Origin of the sequence: Paenibacillus sp. 32352 (genome assembly GCF_002042965.1) — a bacterium.
Lineage (GTDB): Bacteria > Bacillota > Bacilli > Paenibacillales > NBRC-103111 > Paenibacillus_S > Paenibacillus_S vulneris.
Genome location: NZ_MZNT01000005.1, coordinates 115,504 through 132,789, shown reverse-complemented (window position 1 = coordinate 132,789; position 17,286 = coordinate 115,504). Strand labels below are relative to the sequence as shown.

19 protein-coding genes are annotated in these 17,286 nt (G+C 50.3%); 13 read left to right on the top strand and 6 right to left on the bottom strand.

The features are described from left to right. Positions 1 to 67 precede the first annotated feature (67 nt). Complete coding sequence (gene spo0A, locus B1728_RS13675) at positions 68 to 868, top strand: sporulation transcription factor Spo0A (RefSeq protein WP_079910782.1); 801 nt, start codon at positions 68 to 70, stop codon at positions 866 to 868. Positions 869 to 1,167: 299 nt separating this feature from the next. On the opposite strand, the gene B1728_RS13670 is transcribed toward spo0A, so the two are convergent. The 3 genes from B1728_RS13670 to B1728_RS36280 all read right to left on the bottom strand — a co-directional run bounded on the left by B1728_RS13670 (position 1,168) and on the right by B1728_RS36280 (position 3,405). After that, entirely contained in the window at positions 1,168 to 2,517 is a 1,350-nt protein-coding gene (locus B1728_RS13670) for an MFS transporter (protein WP_483310980.1), read from the bottom strand. Positions 2,518 to 2,805: 288 nt separating this feature from the next. Beyond that, positions 2,806 to 2,988 carry a DUF2524 family protein gene (locus tag B1728_RS13665; protein ID WP_079910780.1) on the bottom strand — a complete coding sequence of 61 codons (183 nt, stop codon included), beginning with the start codon at positions 2,986 to 2,988 and terminating at the stop codon, positions 2,806 to 2,808. A 69-nt stretch (positions 2,989 to 3,057) separates the two neighbouring features. Continuing rightward, on the bottom strand, positions 3,058 to 3,405 hold the full coding sequence (locus B1728_RS36280; protein ID WP_079910779.1) for a hypothetical protein: 348 nt from the start codon (positions 3,403 to 3,405) through the stop codon (positions 3,058 to 3,060). 111 nt (positions 3,406 to 3,516) lie between these two features. Between B1728_RS36280 and B1728_RS13655 the strand changes: the two genes are divergently transcribed. The 4 genes from B1728_RS13655 (at position 3,517) to B1728_RS13640 (ending at position 6,800) form a co-directional block, all read left to right on the top strand. Then, complete coding sequence (locus B1728_RS13655) at positions 3,517 to 3,798, top strand: hypothetical protein (RefSeq protein ID WP_079910778.1); 282 nt, start codon at positions 3,517 to 3,519, stop codon at positions 3,796 to 3,798. Positions 3,799 to 4,096: 298 nt separating this feature from the next. After that, positions 4,097 to 5,194: a putative cytokinetic ring protein SteA gene (steA, locus tag B1728_RS13650; RefSeq protein ID WP_179136009.1), complete on the top strand. Its 1,098-nt coding sequence runs from the start codon at positions 4,097 to 4,099 to the stop codon at positions 5,192 to 5,194. Between the two features lie 14 nt (positions 5,195 to 5,208). Continuing rightward, positions 5,209 to 5,910 carry a glycosyltransferase family 2 protein gene (locus B1728_RS13645; RefSeq protein WP_079910777.1) on the top strand — a complete coding sequence of 234 codons (702 nt, stop codon included), beginning with the start codon at positions 5,209 to 5,211 and terminating at the stop codon, positions 5,908 to 5,910. Beyond that, positions 5,904 to 6,800 carry a hypothetical protein gene (locus B1728_RS13640; protein ID WP_079910776.1) on the top strand — a complete coding sequence of 299 codons (897 nt, stop codon included), beginning with the start codon at positions 5,904 to 5,906 and terminating at the stop codon, positions 6,798 to 6,800. Before B1728_RS13645 ends, B1728_RS13640 begins: the two co-directional genes overlap by 7 nt. A gap of 30 nt (positions 6,801 to 6,830) precedes the next feature. Here B1728_RS13640 and B1728_RS13635 read toward each other — a convergent pair whose 3' ends face one another. Further along, positions 6,831 to 7,100: a DUF2627 domain-containing protein gene (locus tag B1728_RS13635; RefSeq protein WP_079910775.1), complete on the bottom strand. Its 270-nt coding sequence runs from the start codon at positions 7,098 to 7,100 to the stop codon at positions 6,831 to 6,833. 167 nt (positions 7,101 to 7,267) lie between these two features. Between B1728_RS13635 and lpdA the strand changes: the two genes are divergently transcribed. From lpdA to B1728_RS13615, 4 genes are all read left to right on the top strand, one after another. Then, positions 7,268 to 8,689 carry a dihydrolipoyl dehydrogenase gene (gene lpdA / locus B1728_RS13630; protein WP_079910774.1) on the top strand — a complete coding sequence of 474 codons (1,422 nt, stop codon included), beginning with the start codon at positions 7,268 to 7,270 and terminating at the stop codon, positions 8,687 to 8,689. Positions 8,690 to 8,790: 101 nt separating this feature from the next. Continuing rightward, complete coding sequence (locus B1728_RS13625; RefSeq protein ID WP_079910773.1) at positions 8,791 to 9,801, top strand: thiamine pyrophosphate-dependent dehydrogenase E1 component subunit alpha; 1,011 nt, start codon at positions 8,791 to 8,793, stop codon at positions 9,799 to 9,801. Positions 9,802 to 9,803: 2 nt separating this feature from the next. Continuing rightward, the gene (locus tag B1728_RS13620) at positions 9,804 to 10,784 is read left to right on the top strand and encodes an alpha-ketoacid dehydrogenase subunit beta (RefSeq protein WP_079910772.1); all 981 of its coding nucleotides are present in this window, start codon (positions 9,804 to 9,806) and stop codon (positions 10,782 to 10,784) included. 160 nt (positions 10,785 to 10,944) lie between these two features. Continuing rightward, positions 10,945 to 12,324: a dihydrolipoamide acetyltransferase family protein gene (locus B1728_RS13615; RefSeq protein WP_079910771.1), complete on the top strand. Its 1,380-nt coding sequence runs from the start codon at positions 10,945 to 10,947 to the stop codon at positions 12,322 to 12,324. A 37-nt stretch (positions 12,325 to 12,361) separates the two neighbouring features. On the opposite strand, the gene prli42 is transcribed toward B1728_RS13615, so the two are convergent. Next, complete coding sequence (gene prli42 / locus B1728_RS36275) at positions 12,362 to 12,445, bottom strand: stressosome-associated protein Prli42 (protein WP_256865358.1); 84 nt, start codon at positions 12,443 to 12,445, stop codon at positions 12,362 to 12,364. Between the two features lie 85 nt (positions 12,446 to 12,530). On the opposite strand from prli42, the gene B1728_RS13610 reads away from it, so the two are divergent. Beyond that, positions 12,531 to 13,667, top strand: a complete 1,137-nt coding sequence (locus tag B1728_RS13610; protein ID WP_079910770.1) for a M20/M25/M40 family metallo-hydrolase — start codon at positions 12,531 to 12,533, stop codon at positions 13,665 to 13,667. A 245-nt stretch (positions 13,668 to 13,912) separates the two neighbouring features. Beyond that, positions 13,913 to 15,103 (top strand): DUF3866 family protein, encoded by a 1,191-nt coding sequence (locus tag B1728_RS13605; RefSeq protein WP_179136007.1) that lies wholly within the window; start codon positions 13,913 to 13,915, stop codon positions 15,101 to 15,103. On the opposite strand, the gene mciZ is transcribed toward B1728_RS13605, so the two are convergent. Next, positions 15,003 to 15,290, bottom strand: a complete 288-nt coding sequence (gene mciZ / locus B1728_RS37330) for a Z-ring formation inhibitor MciZ (protein ID WP_079910768.1) — start codon at positions 15,288 to 15,290, stop codon at positions 15,003 to 15,005. The genes B1728_RS13605 and mciZ overlap by 101 nt on opposite strands. 166 nt (positions 15,291 to 15,456) lie before the next feature. Between mciZ and B1728_RS13595 the strand changes: the two genes are divergently transcribed. Then, complete coding sequence (locus B1728_RS13595; RefSeq protein ID WP_079910767.1) at positions 15,457 to 16,020, top strand: NUDIX domain-containing protein; 564 nt, start codon at positions 15,457 to 15,459, stop codon at positions 16,018 to 16,020. Then, entirely contained in the window at positions 16,020 to 17,207 is a 1,188-nt protein-coding gene (locus B1728_RS13590; protein WP_079910766.1) for an endonuclease Q family protein, read from the top strand. Before B1728_RS13595 ends, B1728_RS13590 begins: the two co-directional genes overlap by 1 nt. Positions 17,208 to 17,286 lie beyond the last annotated feature (79 nt).

Sequence of the window (17,286 nt, the reverse complement as noted above, 5' to 3'; positions counted from 1 at the left end):
TTGTCGAAAGTATACTTAGGTAAATATTGCTAATCTTATTTGTTGCCATTTGAAGGAGGATGTTACGTTGCAAATGATTGAAGTATTGTTAGCTGATGATAATCGCGAATTCACAAATTTACTTTCCGAATTTATCGATGAACAAGACGATATGCAAGTAACCGGAGTTGCGTACAATGGTAACGATGTTCTTCGTTTAATTGAGCAAAGTAATCGTTTGCCGGACGTATTGATATTGGATATCATTATGCCGCATTTGGACGGACTTGGCGTATTGGAAAAGCTGCGGGAAATGGATCTGCATCCTCAACCCAAAATCATTATGCTGACAGCTTTCGGACAAGAAAATATTACGCAAAAAGCGGTGCAGCTCGGAGCTTCCTATTACATATTGAAGCCTTTTGACATGGAAATCCTTACGAATCGGATCCGCCAGCTGGTCTCCAATAATCAATCCAGCTCGGTAACCAATCCAACGCCCGTTAAGGCAAATGTCGTGCAGCTGCCAAAAACCAAAAATCTTGACGCTAACATCACCACCATCATCCATGAAATTGGGGTGCCTGCTCATATCAAGGGTTATCAATATCTTCGTGAGGCTATTACCATGGTCTACAATAATATTGAAATTCTTGGAGCCATCACCAAGACGCTGTACCCGGCCATTGCCGAAAAATACAAAACGACGCCTAGCCGCGTCGAACGGGCGATCCGTCATGCAATCGAAGTCGCATGGACTCGCGGCAACATCGACAGTATCAGCCACTTGTTCGGATATACGATCAATATTTCGAAAGCAAAGCCTACGAACAGTGAGTTTATAGCAATGGTGGCGGATAAGCTGAGAATTGAGCATAAAGTTTCGTGAAAGGATGCCGGTTCTTCGTTTGAGGACGATGAGTGAGTCTGGTTCTGTTAATTTATCGGATAAAGTTAAGAAGCCTCGTGTTCACAGCATCATTTTGCGATAAAAATTGGAAAAGTCACCTCCGTCTCATGCGTAAGTTATCGGTTATATTAACGCGAGTAAAGGGAAACGGAGGGATCTATTACGCGTAATAACAAACGTCGAATCTTTCGGGATTCGGCGTTTTTATTTTTGATTTTACAATTGGCAGGGGGGATAAAAACAGACCCGCGAGAACATGTCTCGGGGTCTTGAGCATTCTATCGGCTTCTGCGATAATTTATCAGATAAATCGTTCCGCCAATCAGAATGAAGAGGATGAGAATACCTAATATATGACTGTATAAATAAGCGCTTGATTCCTGAAGCTTATTCCATAGCGGAGAGGCAAGCCATGGTTGGCTCAGCATCCCCCCGACCAGCGCCATACCGAAGCCTTCAAACAGGAAGCAAACGAAATTCAAAATCCCCATCCCGGCTCCTGCTTGTTCAGGCTCAAGTGAAGCGGCAGCCGTATTGGAAACGACGGTCTTGATAAAGGAGAGTCCGCCTAGCGTTGTAATCAGCATCGCAGTCGTTAACCAAGGAGACTGATCTAGCCAAATGGACAGAATAAGAAAGCTAAGCACCATCATGCACAGACCGGCGGATAGAGTAAAACGATTTCCCCGACGATCGACCAGCACGCCTCCCATCATACCGAACAAAATGACCCCTACGGTGCCCGGAAATATAATTCCACTGCCAATCGCTCCCGCCGCTAACTGATGAACGTCCTTCATCATATAAGGTACCATAGCAAGAAAACCGGCCGCTGATCCAAGCAAAATGCCTCCCGACAGCATACTGGCCATAAAGGTGCGTTTTCGCAGCAAAGCAGGCTCGATAAATGGTTGTTTGGTCCGGTTGATATGAGAGACGAACCCAACAAGGATCAGAATGCCGAGAACAAGAAAGCTCCAGTGAAAATGAGTCATCCAGAGGGAGAAGCCTGCTGTTCCCATGGCTAGCAGGGCTATTCCGAGCCTATCGATTTTATTTTTGGTTACGGGCGCATCAGAAGGCATCTTTTTATAAAGGAAAGGCAGTACAAGAATGGTCATCATCGGGATGGTGTACAGAAATGACCAGTGAACGTATTCTGTAACCAGACCGCCCAAAACCGGTCCGATGCTCTCGCCCAAAGCGACCAGGGAACCGATCATTCCGAATGCTTTGCCGCGATGATCGGAGTGGATATAACGTGTAATTATGACCATAATGAGAGCGGGGACGGCGGAAGCTCCAATACCTTGGATAAACCGCGCCGCTATCATAGCCGGAAAATACCGATAAGCGAGAAATCCGAACAACGATCCTCCACAATAGATCAAAAGTCCAATCGCCAGAAGCTTTTTGCTCCCGAAGGAGTCTGATATTTTTCCATATACAGCCGTGCCGATACTAAAGGAAAGCATGAAGGCCGTATTAACCCAATTGGCGGATGCCGCCTGAATACCAAAATACGATGCAATATCCGGCAAGGCAATATTAAATACCGATTCGTTCAATACGCTGAAAAAAGCGAGAAAGCTTAACCAACCAATAGCCAGCTTGGCATTAGGCAGCAATGGTTGAAAAGATTCCGAATTTTCAATACGATGAGCTTGCTTATTTTGGTCCACCTGAAATATTCCCCTAACTTAGAGAGGGACGCAGTTTATAGGGTCAGTGATGCGAACCCCCTTCGTATTGTACCCTGGCTCTATTCGTGCACTTCATAATAACGCCTCCTTAAAAGAATGAAGCCCATTATAGCATTATTAGACGAAATCGTCTTGGGAAATTATAATTATAGTCAACCGTAAGCACGCTAAAAAAGCACAACGCTGAGCGCTGTGCCGACGTGCCGCTATAAATCAGGGGCGTATATCGCATTTGTTCTTGATGAAATGAATTTGGTTCTCCAAACGATGAATTTGCTCTTGCTGTTCCTTGCTTCCGTCAGCGCTGCTTTGCAAGGAGCTTAATTGCTGTTGAAGCTCTTGAAGATCGGATCCTGCCTTAGCGCAATCGTAATTACTTTCGAGATTATCAATCATGATGGATGCCTCCTAGCGGATTAGTCCTACTTAGTATGGATTATCCGCGCAGGATTATGCTTTGAGCGCCTAGGGGATGCAAGTGGAATTGGGATCGCCGACGCGCACAGCGGCGGCAGGAGCTTCTGCAGGCGTTAAGGACGATTCTTCCTCATAGCTTTGCTGGTACCATTGGAACCATCCCTCCGGCAGCTTATCGCTGATAAACTCGCGAAGATGGGGGAAAGCTTGGGCCAAATCATGAATGACTTGTTCGTAGGTGTTGATAACGGATTCAAAATCCAGGCCTACATCATCCATCAGCAATTCCTTCATTGCAAGGTCATTGTCTTGAAAGCTGCGATATCGCAAGCCATCATAAATTTCCGTAATCAGACCATTCTGAACACGAACAATTTTTTGACATATTCTTTGCATGGATCCTACTCCTTGCGCTAAGATAAAGTTCATTATATCATTGAAATTTTGCACAAAATGTAGAATACTGTTGCTAAAATGGAGAAAGGGCACTTTTTTTGGAGGGATAAGATGGAATTTGATTACTGTAATGTGGAACTGGATGAGATAAAGGAACGGCTGTTTATGGAAATTGGATGCAAATTTCAGGATGAGCCGGAGGAGCTCTACGTAATTCAAATGACCGGCGAACCTAGCGGAGCCTTGAAGGAAGTGAGGCTTCTGTTTAATACGATGGATTGCAGATACAGCTTTAAGGAGGACGAGCTAGCGTCGCTGCTGGAGTATGTGCGAGAACAGCTGAGCTCCTCGGAATACGCAGAATGGTTTGAAGCGCTGCCCTATTACGGATAAAAGGTGATATCTGCCGTTGTTTTTCCACACATGAAAAAGCATATGCCGTTACCGCACACTGCATACCATCATTTTACATAGATCCAAGGAAATGGAGACGAGTGTGAAGTCCGGGACTTTTCGTCCCCGGGCTTTTTTTTGACCTAAAAGGAGTTAGCCCCCACCTGGTGGGGTTATTTAGGTTTTATCCGAAATCAATGTATGAGAATGGCTTTGCCAACGAAAAATAAACGAGAGTAGAAAATTAAGGCGTAACAGGCGCAATGGCCCGAGCATCAGGAAAGCGATGTGCGAAGCAATGGTACTAAGCAAAGCAGAACGTATCTTCGATAATCCCATAATGACAGGGATAGTCCGGGTGCATCGAAGCACCAAACAGCTGATTTCCACCCTAGAGCCCGATCGTATCGCTGTTATTTGCCACGATGATCTGGATGACTTGTCAGCGGAAGGCTTGATTGAGGCAGGAGCTCGGGCGGTCATTAATACCGGGCAGACGATGACAGGCACTATTCCTGTCACGGGTCCGCTGATGCTGCTGGAGCACGGGATTCCGATTTTTGAGATGGAGCCGGTGTGGTTTTCGGTGATCAAGGATCATGAGCAGATCGCTATATCGGGGGATAGCGCAATGTTTGGCGGGCAAAGGGTACCGTGCCGCTCGTTCACAAAAGACAATTGGCTGGAATGTTATCGTCATGCGCAGGAAAGCTATCATGAGCGTCTGGCGGATTTTATTAATAATACATTGGAGTATGCGACCAAAGAAAAAGAGCTTGTACTGAAGCCTGTATATTGTCCGGAGCTGCAGGTCAAGATGGAAGGACGTCATGCTCTTGTCGTCGTGCGCGGTCACGGGTTCAGACAGGACCTGGCTGCTCTAAAGGAATATATCCGGAGCTACAGACCGGTGTTAATAGGGGTGGACGGAGGGGCGGACGCTTTGCTGGAGCAGGGCTATAAGCCGGATCTCATTATTGGCGATATGGATAGCGCGACGGACAAAGCGTTACAATGTGGAGCAGAGCTGCTGGTTCATGCGTATTCCAACGGCTTCGCACCGGGTCTTGCCAGGCTGGAGAAGCTGGGACTGAACGCGATCCGGCTGCCTGCCGGCGGGACTAGTGAAGATATTGCATTGCTGCTTGCCTACGATCACCAGTGCGAGCGGATTGTGACCGTTGGCGCTCACAGCCATATGTTTGACTTTTTGGAAAAAGGCAGAAAAGGGATGGGCAGCACGGTGCTTGTCCGGATGAAAATAGGGAGCAAGCTGACCGACGCCAAAGGCATCGCGCTGCTGTACGGTCATAAGCGGAGTGCAATATCCCTTATAAAGCTCTGGAAGCATGCCGCTTATCGCGCAATAAGCCGACTATTATCATGGGTTAAATGAAAGGGGTTGCCCTTATGAAGCCTGCCATATCGGTTGTCGTTCCTGCGCTTAACGAGGAACAGTACATTCAGGAAACATTAAGCTCGATCCGAAAAGCATGCAAGCAAGTCATGCATCAGGGACATCGCGTAGAGCTTATAGTAATCGATGATGGAAGCCGCGACAGTACATTTGAGCTCGCGGCGCCTTGGGCGGATTTGATTGTACAGCATCCGCGGCCCTATGGGAAAGGGACGGCCCTTCAAACCGGCTGCAAGATGTCCAAGGGAGAGGTGCTGGTTTTTCTGGACGCGGATTTGGGATCATCGGCAGAATGGTTTCCGCTATTGATCGAGCCCTTGACCTCAGGCCAATCGGATATGGTCATCGCCCGCCTGCCTGCCGTTACTCAAAAAAGCGGCTTTGGGATTGTGAAGAGGCTCGCAAAACAAGGGGTATACCGGTTATCGGGGTTTCAGCCTTCCGCGCCTTTGTCCGGCCAACGAGCCATCCATCGTCAAGTTTTGGAGCGAATCGGCAGGCTGTCAGGAGGCTTTGGCGTTGAGGTAGGCCTAACGATTGACGCCGTCAAGCTGGGATATAGGGTGGAAGAGATGGCTGTTCCTTTTGCTCATCGGGTGTCCGGGAGAAATCTCGGAGGGTGGCTGCATCGGGGCAAGCAGTTGTATGCCGTCAGCGGTACACTGTGGCATCGTTGGAGACAGCCTATATGCTAATGGCGTGGGTCCTCTATTCGCTGCTGCTCTACTTTTTAGGACGAGCCCTTATGCCGGGCTGGATAACGTTTATGGAAAACCATCGGCTAACGGATTCTAACTATAACGGAGAACGGATCCCTACGGCCGGGGGCCTATTTATCGTTATGATGTTTCTCATTCATTCCCTGGTCGTTCAAGGGATTGCGTATGGCAAGCCAGCGGCCGGAAGCCAGGGTATGAACTTAGCCTTGTCTAACGTCTATACCTTAGGCGCGGTGACAGTCGCTTTTCTCGGTTTCCTTGATGATACCGTCGGGAATAAGACGCCCAAAGGGTTTACAGGGCATTGGAGGCTCTGGAAGGAACATAGGGTGGTCAGTACAGGTACAGTGAAGGCCGGAGGGGTAGCGATCGCCGCGATGCTCTTTGTGCTGCGGGGAGACACTGATTTAAGCGCGCCATGGGGGTGGGTCGCCTTGCAATGGTTATGCATAGTGCTCGCCGCGAACGGCATCAATCTGTTGGATACGAGGCCAGGTAGAGCCTTCAAAGGCTTCGGGGCTTTATACCTTCTCGCGATAGCGGTTATGATGCTCAATGATCAGGGGCATCGGCAGGACTTTCTGGTCATGTCTCTGCCTGTGCTTGTGTCTATGGCGCTTCTTCTCGGCGCTGACCTCAAGGGGCAGATCATGCTGGGCGATACGGGCGCTAATCTGCTTGGCTTTGTGCTTGGCTGCTGGATCGTGCAAGCAACCGGCTGGAAGCTCCAGCTTCTGCTGCTGGTGGGGTTTATCCTGCTGCATGCTATCACATGGCGGCATTCCTTATCGAGGTTGATCGATAACCATCGTTGGCTGTCCTGGCTGGACTCGCTTGGGCGAGAGTCTGGCCCCAAACAAAACTGAGGAGCCTCTCCCGTCTCCAAGGGATGGCTCCTATTGTTTTTTCCGCTTCTTCTTAAACCGCGGGGCGACATAATTGCGCTTGCGGTCTCTGAAAAAAATCCAGCCGCCGATATAGGCCACTCCTGCGAGAAATAAGATGAAACCTAATATAAATTTACCCCATTGAAAGTGGGGGTTCAGCTCGGCCGCTCCAAACTGGTTGAAGAAAGCATCCTTCATTGCCAAAAATCCGTAGGTTGCCATAATACCCGGAATGACCAGCAGCAGAACGGCAATAAACCGATAGAACGTCGCTTTCATGATGTGCTCCTTTTATGTATAGTCCAACCAACATCGCTAAGAAAATCCCAACTATTAAAGTACCATAGAATCGTTAACTTTTCATGCATCTTTCTTAAATTGTACTATATTTCTCACTCGGATTAGGGTTACAATAAAAGAATCATAGATTTCAGGAGGTACTACATATGACGCAAGCTTTTGACATCGTTGTTCTTGGAGGAGGTACGGGAGGGTATATTGCCGCCATTCGTGCCGCCCAGTTGGGAAAAACGGTAGCAATCGTAGAACGCGATAAGCTGGGAGGCACATGTCTTCATCGCGGCTGTATTCCTAGTAAAGCGCTGTTGCGCAGCGCCGAGGTATATGCAACGATGCGGGAGAGCGAGCGTTTTGGCATAGAGGCGGATTCTGTCCGGCTGAATTTCGCAAGGGTACAAGCCCGTAAGCAAAGCGTCGTCGAGCAGATGCATAAAGGCATTCAATTTCTGATGAAGAAGCATAACATACAAGTTTTCTATGGCAACGGGAGACTGTTGTCTCCGACCATTTTTTCACCCCGCTCCGGTTCCGTTTCGGTAGAACAGGCTGACGGCGATATTCTGACGCTGGTTCCCGAGAAGCTGATTATTGCGACCGGCTCGAGACCTCGTAGCCTGCCGGGTCTGGACATTGACGGACAATTCATTCTGAACAGCGATCAGGCGCTTCAATTGGAAGAGCTTCCTCAATCGATTGTTATCGTAGGAGGAGGCGTCATCGGTGTGGAATGGGCTTCCATGCTGATTGATTTCGGCGTGCAGGTGACTGTCGTAGAATATGCGGAGCGTTTGCTGCCAACCGAAGATAGCGATATCTCCCGCGAGCTTGAGCGTCTGCTTAAGAAAAGAGGAGTTCAAGTTGTGACGGGGGCCAAAGTGCTGGCCGAAACCGTCGAGAAGCAGTCCGGGTCCGTACAGCTTCAGATCGAACGCAAAGGACAGACAGAGCAGCTTCAAGCGGAAAAGGTAATGGTGTGTGTCGGGCGCCAGGCCAATGTCGAAGATATTGGGCTGCACAATACCGATGTGAAGATTACGAACGGCTTCATAGAGGTCAATGAGCATATGCAAACAGGAGAATCACATATTTATGCGATCGGTGATGTGATCGGCGGTCTTCAGCTCGCCCACGTAGCGGGTCACGAGGGGATTATTGCGGTAGAGCATAGTCTCGGACAACCTACTCACACGTTCGGAGTGCATCAAGTCCCCCGCTGCGTATATACAAGACCGGAAGTCGCATCGATCGGGTGGACAGAACAGCAAGCGGTTGAACGCGGGCATGAAGTGAAGATCGGCCGCTTCCCGTTCTCCGCCGTCGGCAAGGCAGTGCTGTATGGGGAATCCGACGGATTTGTAAAGGTCATTGCGGATCAAAAGACGAATGATATCTTGGGCGTTCATATGATCGGGGCTCATGTTACCGATTATATTTCGGAGGCGGCTTTGGCTCAGCTGCTCGATGCGACTCCATGGGAGGTCGGGCAGACGATTCATCCGCATCCGACTCTATCGGAAGCTTTGGGAGAAGCCATGCTTGCGGTGGACGGAGGGGCATTCGGGATCTGATGAAACAGAAATTGTATTCATAAGGGAAACCGATTATAATATACTTATAGGGGTTAGTATTAGTACCTAGTAATAAAAGTTGAATGAAGGGGGTACCACCCATGTCCATCGGCCAACTTATGAGACACCGTAAGCTTGGATTGTCTGACGAGCAGGCAGTTGAAATGTATAAATATATGCAGAGGGCCCGAAAGTTTGACGAGCGAGCCTATCTTTTGCAAAGAGCCGGAAAAATCAGCTTTCATGTATCCGGTATCGGGCAAGAGGTGACGCAGGTGGCGACTGCGTTTGCCTTAGAGAAAGGAAAGGACTACTTTTTACCTTATTACCGTGATTATGCATTTGTACTGTCCGTTGGAATGTCGATGACGGAATTGATGCTGTCTGTGTTTGCCAAGGCGGAAGATCCGAACAGCGGCGGCCGCCAGATGCCGGGACATTTTGGCCATAAAAAGCTGAATATTGTTACGGGCTCCAGCCCGGTGACAACCCAGGTTCCTCATGCGGTAGGGATTGCCCTTGCAGGCAAAATGAAAAAGCAGGATTTCGTCACTTATGTTACCTTCGGGGAAGGCTCCAGCAACCAGGGGGATTTCCATGAGGGCTGCAACTTTGCTGGAGTTCACAAGCTGCCGGTCATTTTCCTGTGTCAAAACAACCAGTACGCTATTTCCGTTCCTTTACATAAACAGGTTTCGGGCAGTATCGCCGAGCGGGCTATCGGATACGGATTTCCGGGAATCAAGGTGGATGGCAACGATGCTCTTGAGGTATACCGGGTCGTGAAAGAAGCACGCGAGCGCGGACTTCGCGGAGAAGGTCCAACGTTAATCGAATCGGTCATGTACCGATTGTCGCCTCATTCCACTTCGGACGATGACATGCTGTATCGGACAAAAGAAGAGGTAGAGGAAAACCGCGCCAAAGACGGCATCCCTAAATATAGACAATATTTAACGGATTGCGGCTTGTGGAGTGATGAGCAGGAAGAAGAGCTGCTTGCGGAGCTAAAGAAGGAAATCAACGAAGCGACACAATATGCCGAGCAAGCGCCATACCCGCTGCCTGAAGATACGCTGAAGCACGTGTATGCGGAAGAAGGGGAGGTATAGTTATGGCCGTTATCACTTATTTGGAAGCGATCCGCTCCGCAATGAAGGAAGAGATGGAGCGGGACGACAATGTGTTTGTTCTCGGCGAGGACGTCGGTAAGGGCGGCGTCTTGAACGCCACCAAGGGGCTCCGGGATCAATTCGGCGAGGACCGTGTACTCGATACCCCGCTGGCGGAATCCGTTATCGTCGGTTCGGCCATCGGTGCGGCGATGTACGGCATGAAGCCGATTGCGGAAATCCAGTTCGCCGATTTTATCTTTCCGGCAACGAATCAGATTATTAGCGAAGCGGCCAAAATCCGCTACCGTTCCAATAACGACTGGAACTGCCCGATCGTCATACGCGCGCCTTACGGAGCTACCAGCGGCGGCGCTTTGTACCATTCCCAATGTCCGGAATCCGTATTTTTCGGTACGCCGGGTCTGAAGATGGTGGCGCCTTCCAATCCTTATGATGCCAAGGGCTTAATGAAAGCGGCTATCCGGGATGAGGACCCTGTCTTGTATTTCGAGCACAAAAAATGCTATCTCGGCGTTACAGGCGAAGTACCGGACGGCGAATATATCGTTGAGATCGGCAAAGCGGATGTGAAGCGCCAGGGTACCGACGTAACGGTTATTTCCTATGGCATTACCGTCCAATATGCCCTTCAAGCGGCCGAGCAGCTGGCCAAGGAAGGAATCAGCACGCATATTCTCGATCTGCGCACGATTCAGCCTCTGGATAAAGAGGCTATTCTGGAAGCGGCTGCCAAAACCGGCAAAGTCCTCGTCATTCACGAGGATAACAAAACCGGCGGCGTCGGAGCGGAAGTGTCGGCGATTATTGCGGAGGAGCTGCTGTTCGAGCTGGATGCGCCTATTATGAGATTGTGCGCACCGGATGTTCCGGCTGTCGGGATGAACCCGAGCATGGAGAAGTTTTTCTTAATTAGCGTAGACAAGATTAAGGCAGCGATCTCTGAGCTGGCTGCATTTTAGTCAACGGCCGAGTCTTAATCAAGCTGAGTTTTGCATGGTGCAGGCTCAGCTTGTCTGTTAAGTTAACCATTGCTTTCGAAGTAACTTTTGCCTAGAGCAAAACGGAGAATGCTTACGAAGTAACTTTTGCCTTTGGCAAAAGTCTTAGGAGGGACCACTAATGACCTTGAACAGTAAGGAAACCGAAGTAACCGTTCCGCACCTTGCGGAGAGTCTGGTTTCGGCAACGATCGGAAAATGGCTGAAACAGCCGGGAGATTATATAGAGCAGTACGATGTTTTGTGCGAGCTTATTACAGATAAAGTCACAACGGAGATGCCGGCCCCTGTCGGCGGACGTCTGACCAAGCTGCTGGTGGCCGAAGGGCAAACCGCGGCTGTAGGGGAAGCCATCTGCATTATTGAAGAACCATCCGCGGTTCAAGGAAGCGGCTCGGCGCCGCAGCAGGATTCGTCCGCAGCAGGCACAGCAGGTCAACCGACTGCTTCAGCAGGGGGAGAGGAAGGAATGCGTAACCGGTATTCCCCAGCCGTACTGAGGCTTGCCGGCGAGCATGGCATTCGCTTGGAGGATGTGCAGGGCACAGGACTGGGCGGTCGTATCACCCGCAAGGATATCGAAGCTTACGTGGCTTCTGGTATGAAGCGCACGGACAATGCGAATCCGGCTTCGCAGCCGCAGGCCGCAGCCGCAAAGCCGGAACAGCGGTCGGAGGCCCGCACGGCCGAGGATGTGTTCCTCTCGAGTCCGCCTAAAGGCCCTCTGCGTTCTACTGGCATCCACTTGTCTGAGAATCCCCCGCTTCCTCGCATCGAAGTGGAAGGACAGCCTCTGGAAGGAAGAGGCGAGTATTTGGTCGACGTGACGCCGATTCGCAGCGCTATCGCGCGCAATATGCGTCAGAGTGTGACGGAAATTCCTCATGGCTGGATGATGATCGAGGTTGACGTCACGAATATGGTGCTTCTTCGCAACAAGCTGAAGGATGAATTCAAGCGTCAGGAAGGCGTGAATCTAACGTATCTTTCCTTTATGATGAAAGCCGTCGTCAGTGCGATCAAGGATTATCCGATCATGAACTCGGTATGGGCGGTCGACAAGATCATCGTGAAGCGGGACATCAATATATCGCTTGCGGTAGGTACTGAGGATTCGGTATTAACGCCTGTTATTAAGCGCGCCGATCAAAAAAATATCGCCGGGCTGGCGAGGGAAATCGAGGAGCTGTCCCGCAAAACAAGAGCCGGCAAGCTGTCGCTGGACGACATGCAGGGAGGCACCTTCACGGTGAACAATACGGGGTCGTTCGGTTCGATATTGACGCAGCCGATCATCAATTATCCGCAAGCGGCCATTATTACGTTCGAATCGATCGTAAAGAAGCCCGTCGTTATCCAGGATATGATTGCAGTACGCTCCATGGCCAACCTGTGCTTGTCCCTCGATCACCGTATTTTGGACGGCGTCATATGCGGACGATTCCTGCAACGTGTTAAGGAAAACATGGAGTCGTACAATCAGGAGACAAAGCTGTACTAAGCTTGCTGCCAGAAAAATCGAAGCGGCTTCGTTGATACTAAAGGAACATATTGACTGTAAATAGCACGGTTGATAAAACCATGCAAATCAGCATAACGTAAATAATAACTTTAAACATCATCTTGTTGCGCATCTTTTTATTCAACTCCTTCTCATGCAATCGAGATAATCATATTTTAACTTAAAGTGTACATAGGAGGAAAGAGATGATTCAGGAAAAGCGATTGGTTGACGAATTTATCGAGCTGGTTAAGGTGGACAGCGAGACCCTGTTCGAGCAGGAGATCAGTGAGGTGCTCAAAAAGAAATTCAGCGCATTGGGTTTGAAGGTAGAAGAGGATGACTCCTCTATCCGCAGCGGACACGGGGCGAACAATTTGTTTTTCACGCTTGCACCTACTTCCGATGCTCCCTTGCCGCGCCTATTCTTTACCTCCCATATGGACACGGTAACTCCGGGCAAAGGAATTAAGCCTCAAATTGGAGAGGACGGCATCATCCGCAGCGACGGCACTACCATTCTCGGCAGTGATGATAAGGCGGGATTAGCAGCTATGCTGGAAGCGATTAGAGTGCTGAAGGAGCAGAACATCAAGCACGGTCAAATCCAGTTCGTGATTACGGCAGGAGAGGAATCCGGGCTGAAGGGCTCCAGATGTATGGACCCTAAATGGCTTCAAGCTGATTACGGATATGCGCTTGACTCGAATGGAGAAGTCGGAGCTATTGCGGTAGCCGCGCCTACCCAAGCCAAGATTTATATTTCGTTCTCCGGTCGCTCGGCGCATGCCGGCGTGAATCCGGAGGCAGGCATCAGCGCCATTACCGTCGCAAGTAAGGCTGTAGCGAGAATGCCGCTCGGACGGATCGACAAGGAGACGACGGCGAACATCGGCCGATTTGCAGGCGGGGTTAACGGTGCAACCAATATTGTGGTAGACCGCGTTGATCTCGAAGGCGAAGCCCGCAGTATCGTTCAGGAGAAGCTGGACCGTCAGGTCGAAGCAATGCGTAAAGCCTGTGAGGACGTTGCTGCAGAGATGAATGCCAAGGTTGATTTTAAAAGCGATGTGATCTACCCGGCATTCATGTTCGATGAGGACGCTCCCGTAGTTAAGCTGGCCATGGAAGCTCTGAGGAAAATCGGCTGCACGCCGAGCACGTTCCATTCCGGTGGAGGCAGCGATGCCAACGTATTCAACGGCTTCGGTATACCGACTGTCAACCTTGCGGTCGGTTACCAAAACATCCATACAACCGAAGAGCATATTGCGATTCGTGACATGGTCAAAGTTACCGAGGCGGTAGTGCAAATTATTAAAGAAGCTGCCGAATCGAAATAAAGCGTATAGGAAAAGACGGTCAATCTCTGATTGGCGGTCTTTTTTTATACATTGGTAAATGTCGGCTGGAAAGGGATACCCTACCGGAGTATATTGGCGATAGTTTAAGCTCCATAGGTTTTTCAACACAATTGCCCCACTTTGTGGGATTACTTAAGAAATGTGCGGATAAAAGCTGAACATGAGAAAGGATGTGGTCACATACATTTACTACTACATGGAATTCTCAGGGGAGATGGATTTATTTGATCGAGTGGCAAACAGCGAGGGTAACGGATATACGTAATACGGAAGAATCAAGCGGCAAGCTTGGCGAAATTACGGTTCAATTCAGCAATGGAACCGAAGGTACGGCGGTTTATTACACAGATGAACTTGGCGAAAGGGTGAAGACGGGCGATCAAGTCCTGCTTAATACAACGGCGGTATCGTTAGGTCTTGGTACGGGAGGGGTGCATTTCGTTCATGCAATTTTAGATAGGCAGTACACTCAGGAGAATGGTTCCACGGTTGAAGAGGAGTCTTCGGAACGGGGTGGGAAATCCGATTGCAGCTCAATCCCAGATGACAGTTTGGTAAAAGGACATATCATGAAGCTGCGATATACTTCGCTGCAAAGGTCCGTTCTTGCCGTGGAGGAACCGTCAAGCCCGCATCACGACCTGTTTACCCGCAAGCTGTCTCTGGAAGGGATGCCGGTCCTTGTTGGAGAGCTTCATAGTATGCTTCCCGCCATAATGTGCAGACTGAAACAGAGGATGAACGAAGAGGGGCGAAGGGTGCGCATTGCTTACGTAATGTCCGATAGCGCTTCGCTGCCCATAGCGTTCAGCAAGCATGTCAGACAGCTGAGACAGCTTCAATGGCTGGCAGGCTGCATTACCTTCGGGCAAGCCTATGGCGGGGACCTGGAGGCTGTCAATAAGTATACAGCGCTGCTGGCTGCCAGGCATGTACTTCAGGCCGATCTGACTATCGCCGTTCCCGGTCCTGGGAGCGTAGGGACGAGCACATTGCTCGGGTTCAGCGGGACGGAGGCGGCGGAGCTGCTGAATGCAGCCGGCGCTCTTCATGGAATGCCCATAGCTGTACCGCGGATCAGCTTTGCTGACAAGCGTGAGCGCCACCGCGGCATCAGTCATCATACTCTGACCATTTTGGGAGAGCTTACTCAGATTCGTTCTTTCGTTCCGTTACCTATATTGGATGATGAATGTTCAGGGCACATTCGGCAGCAAGTAATGCTTTCGGAGCTGGCTTTGAAGCATGCCGTGAGCTGGCATATTCCAGTGCCTGAAAAGCAGTGGCAGAACGCCCTTGAAGCATACAGTTTGCCTATTGCCTCGATGGGAAGGGGATTATCCGAGGATCCTGCGTTTTGGTCTGCGGCAGGGGCAGCTGCCGATTTGGCGTGGCATTATTCGTCCCGTCCGTAGGTTGAGTTAATCCGCTATCCAACATAAGGCCGCTTTTCGCCTCATGTTTGTACCCTGTCTGTTCGGATAAAAAAGCAAGCAGGCTGACGTCTGTCGTCATTCTAGCCTGCGCTTGCTTTAAATAACGGCGAATCTCCCACACACGGCCTACCAAACGAATTTGCTGCTCGGATAAATAAGTTTTCATAGAGAAGTCCCTCTTTTCCGGGTAATGTTCCAACTGTTACACCCTATGCGCCGGGAGGACAAGTTATGCTAAACCGAAACTATGAATTTGCACGGTATGATATAATAGATATCGGTCCTGTAGCTAGGACGGCAAGAAATTGAATGGAATGTGGAGGGATTTGCGGATGAGCGAACCGTTTCAAGATAAAAAGTTTGAAGAAGTCACCGTGTCCACCGAGCCGATTTTCCAGGGGAAGGTAATATCCTTGCAGGTGGATACAGTAAGGCTTCCCAATGGGGAATTAGCCAAGAGGGAGATTGTCAAGCATCCGGGAGCGGTAGCCGTTCTGGCACTGAAGGATGATCGTATGCTCGTTGTGGAGCAATACCGCAAGCCGCTGGAGAAAAGTCAGGTAGAAATCCCTGCAGGCAAGCTGGATCCCGGAGAGGAGCCGCTTGAAGCCGCCCGGAGAGAGCTGGAGGAGGAGACCGGATATAAAGCGGGGACGATCCGCCATATTTGTTCCTTCTACACTTCACCCGGCTTCGCTGATGAAATCCTCCATCTCTATGTCGCCGAGAATTTGACCCGGGGAGAGGTTCACCTCGACGAGGATGAATTTCTGGAATGCGACAGCATTACCTTGGAGCAGGCGAAGCAATATATCCACGACCGGCGGATCAGCGATGCCAAGACGATCACGGCAGTCTATGCATGGCAATCGTTTAAGCTGACGGGGTCATTCTGATGCAAGTACGACCTTTTTACGCTGACCTGCATATACACATTGGACGGACAGAAGAGGGACAGGCCGTAAAAATCAGTGCTGCGAACAATTTGACCTTTTACAATATTGCCCACGAAGCTTCCGAACGTAAAGGAATCGATATTGTCGGCATTATTGACTGCCAGTCTCCCTCGGTTCAGAAGGATATGCTGAACTACCTGGATAAAGGAGAGATGGAGGAGCTGCCGGGCGGCGGAATCCGCTACCAGCAGACGACCATTATTCTTGGCAGTGAAATTGAGGTTCGCGATCCCGGACTCGGTACGGCCCACCTGCTGGCTTACATGCCTACGGTTGCCGTAATGAGAGAATTTACAAGCTGGCTTTCCAGGTATATGAAGAACGTAGGGCTAAGCTCTCAGCGGATCTATGTTACCGCCAGGGAATTACAGCAGGAAGTGCTGGGAAGGGGAGGCCTCTTGGTCCCCGCGCATATTTTCACGCCTCATAAGAGTGTCTACGGCAGCTGCTCAACTCGTATGGAGCACTTGCTTGATTTGGACGGTATTGCGGCTGTTGAGCTTGGTCTTAGCGCTGATTCCGAGATGGCGGGATACATTTCGGAGCTGGACCGCTATACGTTCCTGACGAATTCGGATGCCCATTCCCTGGCCAAGATAGGGCGGGAATATAATAAGCTTTTATTGGCGGAGCCGAGCTTTGAGGAGCTGCGGCAGGCGTTAGCGGGATTGGACGGCCGGGGTGTCGCTGCCAATTACGGATTGAATCCGCGGCTCGGCAAATATCACCGGACTTATTGCGCCAGCTGCGGGACTATTGCGGACGAAGGGGAGATAAGCGTAGAACGCTGCAGGTACTGCGGCAGCCCCAAAATCGTCCGTGGCGTGATGGACCGCATCCTGGAGCTTGCGGACCGGGAAGAAGGGAAGTCCTACGTACCGGACTCGAGGCCTCCGTATTTTTACCAAGTTCCGTTAGAATATATCCCCGGCTTGGGGCCCAAGAAGCTCAACGCCCTTCTAGCGGAGTTCGGTACGGAGATGAATCTTCTGCACCGTGTATCGCCGGAAGAGCTGGAGCGCGCCGCGGGCGAGGAGATCGCCCACTATATTGTCCAAGCCCGTCAGGATAAGCTGAAGCTGCAGGTAGGCGGGGGAGGAAAGTACGGCAAAGTAACCGGAAAGTAGCTTAATGCCGGCCGTACTTCTAAGCTCTACATGTCGTTGCCTGTACATCGATTCGTTGGTTTATGGTCATATCTGCCGT